Source organism: Pseudomonas meliae, assembly GCF_001400515.1.
Taxonomy (GTDB): Bacteria; Pseudomonadota; Gammaproteobacteria; order Pseudomonadales; family Pseudomonadaceae; genus Aquipseudomonas; species Aquipseudomonas amygdali.
In genome coordinates, this window is the sequence record NZ_LJQT01000068.1 from 1 (window position 1) to 11444 (window position 11444).

General features: G+C 56.6%; 12 protein-coding genes. 7 read left to right on the top strand and 5 right to left on the bottom strand.

Features of this window, described 5'->3' with window-relative positions; all coding sequences use genetic code 11:
• Window positions 1-76 precede the first annotated feature (76 nt).
• On the bottom strand, window positions 77-343 hold the full coding sequence (locus tag ALO64_RS02930; RefSeq protein WP_002552893.1) for a DUF4404 family protein: 267 nt from the start codon (window positions 341-343) through the stop codon (window positions 77-79).
• Window positions 344-446: 103 nt separating this feature from the next.
• Window positions 447-1055, bottom strand: a complete 609-nt coding sequence (locus ALO64_RS02935) for a hypothetical protein (protein WP_002552894.1) — start codon at window positions 1053-1055, stop codon at window positions 447-449.
• Window positions 1056-1254: 199 nt separating this feature from the next.
• Here ALO64_RS02935 and ALO64_RS02940 point away from each other — a divergent pair, with 199 nt between their 5' ends.
• On the top strand, window positions 1255-1956 hold the full coding sequence (locus ALO64_RS02940; RefSeq protein WP_044344320.1) for an MlaA family lipoprotein: 702 nt from the start codon (window positions 1255-1257) through the stop codon (window positions 1954-1956).
• A gap of 90 nt (window positions 1957-2046) precedes the next feature.
• On the opposite strand, the gene ALO64_RS02945 is transcribed toward ALO64_RS02940, so the two are convergent.
• Window positions 2047-2346 (bottom strand): PilZ domain-containing protein, encoded by a 300-nt coding sequence (locus ALO64_RS02945; protein WP_002552896.1) that lies wholly within the window; start codon window positions 2344-2346, stop codon window positions 2047-2049.
• Window positions 2347-2613: 267 nt separating this feature from the next.
• Here ALO64_RS02945 and rssB point away from each other — a divergent pair, with 267 nt between their 5' ends.
• Together rssB and rssC are read left to right on the top strand one after the other, a co-directional pair.
• The gene (gene rssB / locus ALO64_RS02950; RefSeq protein WP_002552897.1) at window positions 2614-3798 is read left to right on the top strand and encodes a two-component system response regulator RssB; all 1185 of its coding nucleotides are present in this window, start codon (window positions 2614-2616) and stop codon (window positions 3796-3798) included.
• Window positions 3795-4280 (top strand): anti-sigma factor antagonist RssC, encoded by a 486-nt coding sequence (gene rssC, locus ALO64_RS02955; RefSeq protein WP_002552898.1) that lies wholly within the window; start codon window positions 3795-3797, stop codon window positions 4278-4280. Before rssB ends, rssC begins: the two co-directional genes overlap by 4 nt.
• Window positions 4281-4365: 85 nt before the next feature.
• On the opposite strand, the gene tal is transcribed toward rssC, so the two are convergent.
• Together tal and ALO64_RS02965 are read right to left on the bottom strand one after the other, a co-directional pair.
• Complete coding sequence (gene tal, locus ALO64_RS02960) at window positions 4366-5292, bottom strand: transaldolase (RefSeq protein WP_044344319.1); 927 nt, start codon at window positions 5290-5292, stop codon at window positions 4366-4368.
• A 208-nt stretch (window positions 5293-5500) separates the two neighbouring features.
• Window positions 5501-7744: a TonB-dependent siderophore receptor gene (locus ALO64_RS02965; RefSeq protein ID WP_044344318.1), complete on the bottom strand. Its 2244-nt coding sequence runs from the start codon at window positions 7742-7744 to the stop codon at window positions 5501-5503.
• A gap of 240 nt (window positions 7745-7984) precedes the next feature.
• Here ALO64_RS02965 and ALO64_RS02970 point away from each other — a divergent pair, with 240 nt between their 5' ends.
• From ALO64_RS02970 to ALO64_RS02985, 4 genes are all read left to right on the top strand, one after another.
• The gene (locus tag ALO64_RS02970; RefSeq protein WP_044344317.1) at window positions 7985-9229 is read left to right on the top strand and encodes a M20/M25/M40 family metallo-hydrolase; all 1245 of its coding nucleotides are present in this window, start codon (window positions 7985-7987) and stop codon (window positions 9227-9229) included.
• A gap of 134 nt (window positions 9230-9363) precedes the next feature.
• Window positions 9364-9807, top strand: coding sequence for a S24 family peptidase (locus tag ALO64_RS02975; RefSeq protein ID WP_044344316.1), 444 nt, complete (start codon window positions 9364-9366; stop codon window positions 9805-9807).
• 78 nt (window positions 9808-9885) lie between these two features.
• The gene (locus ALO64_RS02980) at window positions 9886-10125 is read left to right on the top strand and encodes a hypothetical protein (RefSeq protein ID WP_002552903.1); all 240 of its coding nucleotides are present in this window, start codon (window positions 9886-9888) and stop codon (window positions 10123-10125) included.
• A 134-nt stretch (window positions 10126-10259) separates the two neighbouring features.
• On the top strand, window positions 10260-11393 hold the full coding sequence (locus ALO64_RS02985) for a sensor histidine kinase (RefSeq protein WP_044344315.1): 1134 nt from the start codon (window positions 10260-10262) through the stop codon (window positions 11391-11393).
• Window positions 11394-11444: the final 51 nt, after the last annotated feature.

An 11444-nucleotide genomic window follows, 5' to 3' on the forward strand; every position in this document is an offset into this window, starting at 1 on the left:
ACGCTCTGCGTCACAACTCTACGCCTCACCATGCATCAGCGGCCTTACGCAGAGCCAGCAGAGCGGCATTCCCTAATCAGACTCCGATATTGCCCAGCGTCTGCACGATGTTGCGCAAGGTGCCAGCGATGGTCGGATGCTCCAGCTCGAAACGCTCGACGGCCAGGTTCACGCCGTCAGCCAGACTGCTGTCTTCATGGGTGGCGTTTTCCAGCTGAATTTCAGTTTCGATTTGTTGCATGAGTTCGTGAAGATTTTCCCGGTCAGACTCCGAAAGCGGGGGGTTATGCTCCAGTTGCTCGCGCAGGGTGTTGAGTTGTTCTTGCAGTTCGCGGGCGGGCATGACGTGCTCCTTGATTGATAAGTCTGTCTCATGGACTTCGCCGAAGAGCTAAAGGTCCATGATCACTCAAGACTAATCCAGTCAGTGCCTGGCTGCATGTGTATCAGGGTTTTTCACCTTTGCTGCGGCGTAATGCGATATCGGCCAGGCAGAACTCCAGATCGCCAAGGTGATCAATGACCGAGTGTACTCCCAGCGAATAGAGTTTGAGCGTGGCCTGCGCGCGTCGCTGCTCGCGTTCGGCGTCACTCAGTGCCTGCCATTGCGAAGGCGAAAGTCCGCACAGTGGCCCGCAAGACGCCAGGCCAATGGTCCACAGCCCGGCATTCAGCCCGGACTGCAACAGGCGTGGGTCGCCGCTGATCAGCACGCAGCCATCCAGCTGGCTGACCTTCAGGGCCATCAGCGCCATCCAGCAAGCATCCGGGGCGGGCCATTTGGCGGTTGGGCGAGGGGCGGGAATCATCCAGTCACTTACTGGTTCAGCCAGCGTAGCGCTGACGGTTTCAGGCAGCTCGTCAAGCCAGGCGCAAGGCATTCCCTGATCACGCAGAGTCCGCAGAATATCCTTTGCGCCAGGTGTGAGCTGTGTGAGCTCATTGCCTGGTGTAAGCGAGGTCGCGGCCTGCGCACCGAAGTCCACCAGACAGCCGCTGAGGCCGAACAGCAGGGCGGGAAAGGTTGGCAGAGGCGTGAGGACCGGCGCGAGCATGAGGATCTCTCTGAAATATCCAGAAACGCTACCGGTATTTTGTGACACTTCGATGAATGTGCGATGACGGGGGGTTATCCGGAACCCTTTGCTGACAGACCTGCCTTATTCATGACAGAAGGCTTTATACTCCCTGTCCTAGCGTGTGGGGCGTAGCACCCGCGTCATTATTTCGATATCTCGATCAGGAGTGTCAGCTATGCCCGTGACCGGTGCAGGCTTTATCAAGCGTTTGCTGCAATTGTCCCTCTGTGCCGGCATTGCGCTGGTGCCGGTAGCCGTTCAAGCCGCCGAAGATGACCCGTGGGAAAGCATCAACCGCTCCATTTTCAGCTTCAACGATACCCTCGACGCTTATACGCTCAAGCCGCTGGCTAAGGGTTATCAGTACATCGCGCCACAATTTGTCGAAGACGGTATCCATAACTTCTTCAACAACATCGGCGATGTCGGCAACCTGGCGAACAACGTGCTGCAAGCCAAGCCTGAAGCGGTCGGTGTCGACACTGCGCGCCTGATCGTCAACACCACGTTCGGGCTGCTGGGTTTCATTGACGTGGGTACCCGCATGGGCCTGCAACGCAACGATGAAGATTTTGGCCAGACACTGGGCTACTGGGGTGTGCCGAGCGGCCCGTTCGTGGTGATTCCGCTGCTGGGTCCAAGCACCGTGCGTGATGCCTTCGCCAAATACCCGGACACCTACACGTCTCCATACCGCTACATCGATCATGTGCCGACCCGTAACACGGCGCTGGGCGTCAACCTCATCGATACGCGTGCCAGCCTGCTGTCTGCCGAGCGTATGGTCAGCGGTGATCGTTACACGTTCATCCGTAACGCTTACCTGCAGAACCGCGAGTTCAAGGTCAAGGACGGAAAGGTCGAAGACGATTTTTAATCGACACTTTGCCTCTGCGTGAATCAATAAAGGCGACCCTGGGTCGAGCCTTTATTATTTTTTGAAAGTGTGAAGTAATTCCGCCTGCAGTCAGCGCATCGAGACGATGGAAAGCCCCAGTTTCTGTCCGCCGCCTTCTTCGTCATTGACCCACACCACCTCGGTTTCGGCCTCAAGTCCCTTGAGCGCAGGATGATCAGAGTCGATGCTCACGCTAAGCTTGTCCCCGACCTGGAATGAGCGTGGTGCCTGGACCTGCATGCCTGAGCTGGAAAGGTCAATGCATACGGCGGGAATCACCTGGCCCGCGTGGATCAGGTTGACGTCTGCTTCGACGCGCATGCGGATGTAATCCCGCTTTTCCTCGTAGTTGCGATCATTTCCACTCATGTACAGTCCTTCGTTTTAGTTGCTGATTTGTGAGTTCTTATAACTCCGGGTGATTTGCGATGTAAAGAGCGCAAAGTGAGGATAGGAGCATGCTTGAAACACCCGTCGGATGGGAGTACCGTCTGCGCCTTGAAGGGCACCTCTGAGACACGCCACGCACATCCAGTTGTCGCGTGTTATTACGGAGAGGCTAGAAGCGAATCCAGTAAGCTGGTTCCGGAAACACCGGGCCGCCTACGCCAACCTGATCTGGCGCCGTTTGCCCCCATGCCAAAAACCAGTGCCAAGCTGCTGATTATCGATGACGACGACGTAGTGCGCGCGAGCCTTGCCGCCTACCTTGAAGACAGTGGCTTCAGCGTTCTGCAAGCGAGTAATGGCTTGCAGGGAATTCAGATGTTCGAGCAAGAGAACCCCGATCTGGTGGTCTGCGATCTACGCATGCCTCAGATGGGCGGGCTTGAGCTGATCCGTCAGGTCACCGCCATCGCTCCGCAGACGCCTGTCATCGTTGTATCCGGTGCGGGCGTTATGAGCGATGCGGTAGAGGCCTTGCGCCTCGGCGCTGCCGATTATCTGATCAAGCCCCTTGAAGATCTTGCCGTGCTGGAGCATTCAGTGCGTCGGGCGCTGGATCGGGCTCGTCTGCTTACTGAAAACCAGGTCTACCGCGAAAAGCTGGAAAAGGCCAATCGCGAACTTGAAGCCAGTCTTCACCTGTTGCAGGAAGATCAGGACGCAGGTCGGCAAGTGCAGATGAACATGTTGCCGATCACCCCGTGGTCGATTGACGAATTCAAGTTTGCCCATCAGATCATTCCGTCGTTGTATCTGTCCGGCGATTTTGTCGATTACTTCAGGGTCGACGAACGGCGTGTTGCCTTCTACCTGGCAGATGTTTCAGGTCACGGTGCTTCATCGGCGTTCATCACGGTGCTGCTGAAGTTCATGACGACTCGGCTGCTGTTTGAATCCAGGCGTGGCGGAACACTGCCGGAATTCAAACCGTCGGATGTACTGGGGCATATCAACCGCGGGCTTATCAGTTGCAAGCTGGGCAAGCACGTTACGATGGTCGGCGGTGTTATTGATGAAGAGTCAGGTAAACTGACGTATGCCGTGGGTGGTCATCTGCCACTGCCGGTGTTGTATTCCGAAGGGCAGGCGCGTTATCTGGAAGGTCGCGGCCTACCGGTCGGTTTGTTCAACGAAGCGACCTATCAGGATCACGAAATCGACCTGCCAGCATCCTTCAGTCTGACCATGTTGTCTGATGGCATACTGGATCTGTTGCCCGGTGATACACTCAAAGAGAAAGAAGCAGTCCTTCCCGAGTTGGTCAAGACGGCTGGCGGCAGCCTGGATGGCTTGCAGCGGGTTTTTGAATTGGCAACGCTAGGGGAGATGCCGGATGATATCGCCTTGTTAGTGTTAAGCAGGAATCTTGAATGAGTACCGGTAGAATCCAGTTCGCCGAGCAGGAAGGCACCTTCGTTCTCAAGTTCGTGGGTGAAGTGCGGTTGACGCTGTGTTCGGCTCTGGATGCGACTATCGAGCGTATCTTCACTGCGTTGAATTTCTCGGCGGTGGTCATCGATCTTACCGAGACGCGCAGCATTGACAGCACAACGCTTGGCTTGCTGGCCAAACTTTCGATCCTGTCGCGCCAGAAGGTTGGACTGTTGCCGACTCTCGTGACCACTCACGAGGACATCACGCGCCTGTTGCAGTCGATGGGCTTTGATCAGGTGTTCAACATCGTTGACCGGCCCCTGCCGCGGCCTGAGAGCCTGACTGACCTGCCTTCGCAGGATCAGTGCGAAGAAGTGGTCAAGGCCAAGGTACTTGAGGCGCACAAGATCCTCATGGGCCTTAACGACTCGAATCGTGAAGCGTTCCATGATCTGGTCAATGCACTGGAAGGTCAGCGCTAGGCGCCATTGGCGTCTGTCCTTCTGATCACTGAACGACAGGCAGCAAAAAGGGCGACACCCGTTAAGGTGTCGCCCTTTTTCGTTATCAGGCTTTTGCGGAGAGCAGCGCTTCCAGCTTTTCCTGATCGCGAGCGAACTGACGAATGCCTTCAGCCAGTTTTTCAGTGGCCATGGCATCTTCATTGGAGGCCCAGCGGAACTGGCTCTCGGTCAGGCTCTGACGAGCCTCACCGGCATTGCCCGGTGCAAGCTTGCGTTCCAGCGTACCGGTATCTTCAGCCAGTTTCTTGAGCAGGTCGGTGCTGATGGTCAGGCGATCACAGCCCGCCAGTTGTTCGATCTGGTTCAGATTGCGGAAGCTTGCCCCCATGACCACGGTTTTGAAGTCGTTGGCCTTGTAGTAGTTATAGATGCGCGTCACAGACTGCACACCCGGATCCTCTGCGCCAACGTAGTCGATGCCTGAAGATTTCTTGTACCAGTCGTAGATACGGCCCACGAACGGAGAAATCAGGAACACGCCAGCCTCGGCACAGGCGATTGCCTGGGCGAAGGAGAACAACAACGTCAGGTTGGTCTGAATACCGTCCTTCTCCAGCTTCTCAGCGGCACGGATACCTTCCCACGTGGCTGCCAGCTTGATCAGCACCCGATCACGTTTGATGCCGGCGGCATCGTAAAGGCCGATCAAGCGCTCGCTGCGCTCGATCAGGGCATTGGTGTCGAACGAGAGGCGTGCGTCCACTTCAGTGGATACGCGGTCCGGAACCACCTTGAGAATTTCCTGACCGATGGCGACTGCAAAGCGGTCGCAGGCCAGGCCGATGTCACCCTTGGCACCGCTGAATGCGTCGGCGAGCATCTGAGCGTTGTTTACGTCGGATGCGGCCTTGAGCAGCAGCGAAGGGTTGGTGGTGGCGTCCTCTGGTTCGAGGCTTTTGATTGCGCCGAAGTCGCCGGTATCAGCAACAACGGTAGTGAATTTCTTGAGTTGATCCAGCTTGGAAGTCATGAGCGTGCTCTGTCCTGTGCGGTTGGATGACATTACCCGAGCGCTGCCGACCACTCAAGGCCGCAGCGTTTCCTGCTGCCGATGATAGGCCCTGAGGGACGGCATTGTCGTGAATACCTTTGTCGAGACTGTTTTTGAGCCTCGCATGCACTGCTTGTTCCCTTGATGTGAATTTAACGGCCATCAGGCAGCTTGCAGCGTGCAAGAGTCAGAGCGACCACTTCAGCGAGACCATCAGGTTGCGCGGGTCACCGTAAACGCCGCTACCGGTCGCCAAGGGAATGCCCTGCCAGTATTTTTCGTCGAATACGTTGTTGAGATTGACCCGTGCATCCCAGTGCTCGTCGAAACGGTAGCCTGCCATCAGTCCCACAACCGCATAGGCGTCCTGCTCGGAGTGACCGGTGCCGACCCGGTTGTACGTCTCGCTTTGCGCCAGAACGTCGGCACCCACGCGCCATTTGTTCAGGTTGCCGGGCAGGTGATAGGACGTTGCTGCCTTGAACAGGTGTTTCGGTTGATTGGGCGCAAACAGGTCGCCCTTGTCATTGGTCCGGTCCTTGACGTACTGGCTCAACACCAGTGTGTAGGAGGCGGAAGCCTGCCAGTCAGGTGTCAGCTGGCCGCTGATTTCTGCGTCGATCCCTCGGCTGCGCACTTCACCGGCTGCTTCGTAGCAGACGCGATTCTGCTGCTGGCAAGTGACTGGCGGATTGACGATGGCGTACGCGCGGTTTTCCTGGGTCATGTCGAAGACTGCCAGCGATGCGTTCAGACCACCGTCGAAGTATTCGCCTTTCAGGCCGATTTCGTAACTTTCGCCCGTCATCGGGTCCAATACGCCGCCTCCCACGTCCAGTTGGTTCTGCGGCTTGAAGATCTCGGTATAGCTTGCGTAGGCCGAGTAGGTATCGTTCAGGTCATAGACGATGCCGGCATAAGGCGTGACCTCACGAATGACTTTGTAGTCACCATTGCTGGCCGAACGATTCTGATAGTCGTACCAGCTTACCCGGCTGCCGACGATAACGTGCAATGGATCAATCGGGTTGAAACGTGCGGCGGCGTAGACGCCTTCCTCGGTGGCGGTGTTCTGATTGACGTAGGCGGTACGCGTGGCAGGGTCCGGTTTTGCAATGAGATTGGGGTTGAAGGTGTAGATATCGACCGGTGTAGAGCCGTAAAAGCCGCCTTTCTGATCAAACTTTTCTTCGCGCCGACTGACGCCGAGCATCAGCTCGTGCTGCCGGCCAAACAGCTGAAATGGACCGGACAGCGAACCATCCAGACTGGTCTGCACGTCTGTGGTGTCGTACTCGCCAGCCGCCTGGCCGTAACCGGTGCCACTGGCGGTCAGGTAGTTGGAGTACATTTCGGATTCAGCCCAGATTCTGGTCGCCGCCAGTCTGCTGCTCCAGCCGTTGTCGAAGCGATGAGTCAGGTCCGTGAAAACACTGACGTTTTCCCTGTCCCAATACGCCCAGTCGTTACTGAGGAAGGTGGAACGTGGCAGGTGAAGGTTTTCACCGTTAGGGCCGGATGGCAGGCTGCCCCAGTCCGACGTTGCATCATCGCGCTGCTTCGAGGCCCCGATGGTCCAGTTGGTCGACTCGTTAAGGTCGGCTTCCAGAACGCCATAGAACGTCTGACGCTCTTTATCGCGCTCATCGACAAAACTGTTGCCCGTTTCATAGGCTGCCACCACCCGGCCACGTAACGTACCGGAATCGTTGAGCCTGTTCGACGCGTCCACCTCGGTACGGTAGCGGTCCCAGCTCCCGGCGCTGCTGGTCACGCTGACTTGCGGGGTAGCAGTTGTAAAGGTGCTGACGATGGTCGGCAGACCGTCATACATCAGGTTATCGATGGTAAAGCCGCGCGCCAGAAACTGCTGACGGTCCGAGCCGAATTTGCGCAGTGTCACGCCGGGTGCATATTTGACGACATCATTGAGGTCGTTCATGCCCTGATCTTCAATTCGCTGGCGAGTGATCACGCTTACCGACTGCGGCGTCTCGCGAATCGAAAGGGGCAACCCGGTCGCGCTGCTCATCGAGCCCGTGGTGTACGAACCGCTGCCTTCTGTGGTGGCCATTCCTGCAATGCCCGCCTGAGCGCTGATGTCCACGTTGCCCAGCGTCATCGAGCCACCGCTCGATGGCTGGAACACCCTCACAGCATTGCCCTGTACCTGCGTATCTAGGCCGCTGCCCAACAGTAGCTGATTCAATGCCTGAGCCGGTTCCAGGCTGCCGCTAATGGCTGGAGCCTGCTTGCTTGCAATCAATTTGTCATCCACTGATATCTGCATACCGCTCGCTTGGCTCAGCTGTGCGAGCGATCTGGAAAGCGCCTGTGCAGGCAGATCGAGTTGAACGGGACTGGCCAGAGCGGCGGCCGACAGACCGAGAGTCACAAGGCTGGCCAACGAAGGTAGAAGCGGACGAAGCATTGGGGTAATTCCTGCAGGAACTGGGACGTGGCGGGACACCTGGATGATGGTGTGCTGGCTGGCAGGTCGTGACAGACGGCAGCGGAGGGCGAGACTAACAAATTTTTCACATTTTATTAAATGTTAATCACTATCAGTTGCATTCTCATACGTATTTGTCTGATGAAACTCGCTTGTGACGTCGAGCAGTGCATTGGGGTAAAGATGCTGTTCAACTCGCGATGATCTGAAGGAGCCAGCATGCATTCACGACGTTTCCCCATCACCGCCGCAATCGGCTTTTCATTGTTTTCCATGGGCGTCATCGCCGCCGAGCTGCCATCTGATCTGTTACTGAAAAAAGCCCAGGCCGAACAACAGTCCTACCTCAAAACCGTCCGGCAACTCGTGGATATTGATACGGGCACTGGTCAGGCACCCGGACTGAAAACAGTCAGCGCGATGCTGGTGGAGCGTCTCAAGGCATTGGGTGCCGAAGTTTCCACCACGCCGGCAGACCCTTCTGCGGGTGACAACATCGTTGGCAGGTTCAAAGGCAATGGCACCCGGTCCTTTCTGCTAATGGTCCATTACGACACGGTCTTCGGGCCGGGCACTGCCGCCAAACGCCCGTTCAGGCTCGACGGCGAACGCGCCTATGGTCCCGGTGTGGCAGATGCGAAGGGCGGCGTGGCGATGATTCTGCATTCGCTGCAACTGCTGCAGGACCAGAATTTCAAGGATTTCGGCACGCTCACCGTGCTCTTCAATCCGGACGAGGAAACCGGCTCCAGCGGGTCGAAGAAAGTCATAGCCGAACTCGCTAGCCAGCATGACTACGTGTTTTCCTATGAGCCGCCTGACAAAGACGCCGTGACTGTCGCTACCAATGGCATCAATGGCTTGCTCCTCGACGTCAAAGGCAAGTCGTCACACGCAGGTTCGGCCCATGAAGCCGGGCGCAATGCGGCGATCGAGTTGGCGCACCAACTGCTGCAACTCAAGGACCTTGGCGATCCTGGGAAGGGTACGACCGTCAACTGGACGCTTGTCAAAGGCGGTGAGAAGCGCAACATCATCCCGTCCAGCGCTTCGGCCGAGGCGGACATGCGCTATTCCGATCCGAGCGAGAGCGACAGGGTGCTCGCCGACGGTCAGCGGATTATGAAGAAAACCCTCGTTGAAGGCACCGAAGTGACCTTGCGCATGGAAAAAGGCCGTCCGCCACTGGCCAGGAATCCGGGTTCCGAGCAACTGGCGAAAACCGCGCAGACGCTCTATGAAAAAATCGGTCGCAGTGTCGAGCCGATCGCCATGCGCTTCGGCACCGATGCGGGCTACGCCTACGTACCGGGTAGCGCAAAGCCTGCCGTGCTGGAAACCATGGGTGTTGTCGGGGCCGGCTTGCATGCGGACAATGAGTACATCGAACTGTCGAGTATCGCTCCCAGGCTTTACCTGACGGTGGCGCTGATTACCCGCTTGTCGCAAGGTGAGGCGCCCTGACAGTCAGCGGATGTTGACCGTGCATCGGGTTGAGTCCACGCCATTTGTCGATGGGTCGGGTGGTGGAGATTGACCTGGCACCTGATAAACGATTAACTGTATATGTATACAGTTAATCATAAAAGGCTCGCCCCATGAGTGTCACATTCCTTGGCCCCTTGTCGGCAGAGGGCATCAAGCTCCCTTTGCTATCCTTGTCATCCGTCGGCTCCAGGTCGTCAGTGGTCGAGAAGCATGTCTCTATCGCAGAGCTTTGTGAGGTCCGTGAACCGCACGTTTATCTGGCCAGGGTCGAGGATGAAGGCATGCAAGGAGGCGGCATGCGCACCGGTGACATGCTGGTTGTCGACCGCAGTCAGTACGCCGAGCACGGTGACATCGTCGTCGCCTCACTCAACGCAAGGCAGATGTGTCGGCGTTTGCACATGCGTGGCGATGTCATGATCCTCAAATCCGAACACCCGGATTATCCACCACTGCATGTCACTGACCACGACGACCTGATTATTCTGGGTGTAGTGACCTACGGCCTGAAAAACCTTCTTGAAGGGCGCACCGCCTCTTCAGCTCATCGATGATCGGGCTCATGGCCTTGCATTGCACGCTTCACCGTGATCTGCTGCCGACCCTATGGTTTTAACCCGGAAATTGAGCGAATGCAGGAACAACTTGACCAGTTACGGCTCCCCAAGGCTGTCCAGGGGGCTATCAGTGATCTGGTGAGAGCGCTCGAGGCAACCAGCACCCGCGCTGACGTGGAGGCCGAAGGGGCGTTGCAGATCGAATACATTCACGGTCTTGAGACAAGCAGAAAGCTGCGTCCCGCCGATGCCGAGGCGCTCTACATCATTTTTGACGACGCAGTTCAGGCTCGTTTACAAGCGCTTTCCGATTAGCTCCGGGCCTCGATATTTTTCTGGTCTGCGTGAAATTCATTTAACAAATGTATCCGTCTTTTTGATCGGAATTGGTGTTTAACTCGCCCCACGAATCTGCAATTCGCGGGGTTCATTTTCGGGTTTTAATTGCTATGCGGTTATCGGGCTTCATCCTTGAGAACATCGAGCCTATTGTACTGGAGTGGACCGACTTCGCGCGCACCATGTCCACGCTCGGCGAGCCTCTGGATACCAAGGAGCTCAGAGATCACGCCGAGCAGATGCTTCGAGCCATTGCCACCGATTTGAGGACTGATCAGTCGTCGCAGCAACAGGTCGAAAAATCTCAGGGCCAGGTCGAGGTCGTATCGCAAGAAGACACCGCGGCGAAAAGCCATGCGATCACTCGATTGATGTCAGGTTTCACCATCGATCAGGTGGTCTCGGAGTTTCGAGCGTTACGCGCGAGCGTGATAAAACAATGGATGATGCGCGCGACCTCGGACACCCAGCAGCAGATGGAGGACATGATCCGCTTCAACGAAGCAATAGATCAGGCTCTCGCGGAATCCATCTCCAGCTATACCGGTGCGGTTCAGGCCTCGCGCAATATCTTTCTGGGCATCCTCGGGCACGACTTGCGCACACCGTTAAGTGCCATATTGCTGGGTGCAGACGTGCTGTTGCGTACCAATGACCTGGGCGCGCGGCCGACCAAGGTGGCATCAAGGATCTACTCAAGCGTGAAACGAGCCAATCAGATCGTTGGCGATCTGCTCGACTTCACACGGTCACAGATCGGTCCCGGCATTCCGTTGAAAAAGACTCAGACAGACATCCAGCCCGTCTGTGCTCGCATCGTTGACGAATCGCGTACGGTCAATCCAGAGGCGGATATTCACCTCACTTCCAACGATCCGGTCATTGGCAATTTTGGTGGTGATCGCCTGGAGCAGGTCTTCTCGAACCTCATTGGCAATGCCATACAACACGGCAACAGCCGCGACCCTGTTGAGGTAACGCTGGCAGCGTCTGACGGCACGCTTCAGTTCACCGTGCACAACACAGGCAGTCCAATTCCCGAAGACGTGCTTCCTTTTATCTTCAACCCGATGGATCGCTACTCGCCCGAGAAAATGACTGACAACGGTCCTTACTCAAGCCTTGGGCTTGGCTTGTTCATCGTCGCCAAGATCGTCGATGCCCATGGCGGGCGTATTGAAGTGACATCAAAAGCGGATCTGGGAACTACGTTTGCGGTGTTTATTCCGCTGAATGCGGAGTGAGCCCCCGACAGATGGAGTGCGCTTACCGTGTTATGAACCGCCCCGGGTTTC

Bases quoted from the DNA above. Each gene is read 5' to 3' on its own strand.
- rssC (WP_002552898.1), top strand. From the start codon at position 3,795: ATGAGTACCGGTAGAATCCAGTTCGCCGAGCAGGAAGGCACCTTCGTT.
- tal (WP_044344319.1), bottom strand. From the start codon at position 5,292: ATGACTTCCAAGCTGGATCAACTCAAGAAATTCACTACCGTTGTTGCT.
- ALO64_RS02970 (WP_044344317.1), top strand. From the start codon at position 7,985: ATGCATTCACGACGTTTCCCCATCACCGCCGCAATCGGCTTTTCATTG.
- ALO64_RS02945 (WP_002552896.1), bottom strand. From the start codon at position 2,346: ATGAGTGGAAATGATCGCAACTACGAGGAAAAGCGGGATTACATCCGC.
- ALO64_RS02930 (WP_002552893.1), bottom strand. From the start codon at position 343: ATGCCCGCCCGCGAACTGCAAGAACAACTCAACACCCTGCGCGAGCAA.
- ALO64_RS02940 (WP_044344320.1), top strand. From the start codon at position 1,255: ATGCCCGTGACCGGTGCAGGCTTTATCAAGCGTTTGCTGCAATTGTCC.
- ALO64_RS02980 (WP_002552903.1), top strand. From the start codon at position 9,886: ATGCAGGAACAACTTGACCAGTTACGGCTCCCCAAGGCTGTCCAGGGG.
- ALO64_RS02965 (WP_044344318.1), bottom strand. From the start codon at position 7,744: ATGCTTCGTCCGCTTCTACCTTCGTTGGCCAGCCTTGTGACTCTCGGT.
- ALO64_RS02975 (WP_044344316.1), top strand. From the start codon at position 9,364: ATGAGTGTCACATTCCTTGGCCCCTTGTCGGCAGAGGGCATCAAGCTC.
- rssB (WP_002552897.1), top strand. From the start codon at position 2,614: ATGCCAAAAACCAGTGCCAAGCTGCTGATTATCGATGACGACGACGTA.
- ALO64_RS02985 (WP_044344315.1), top strand. From the start codon at position 10,260: ATGCGGTTATCGGGCTTCATCCTTGAGAACATCGAGCCTATTGTACTG.
- ALO64_RS02935 (WP_002552894.1), bottom strand. From the start codon at position 1,055: ATGCTCGCGCCGGTCCTCACGCCTCTGCCAACCTTTCCCGCCCTGCTG.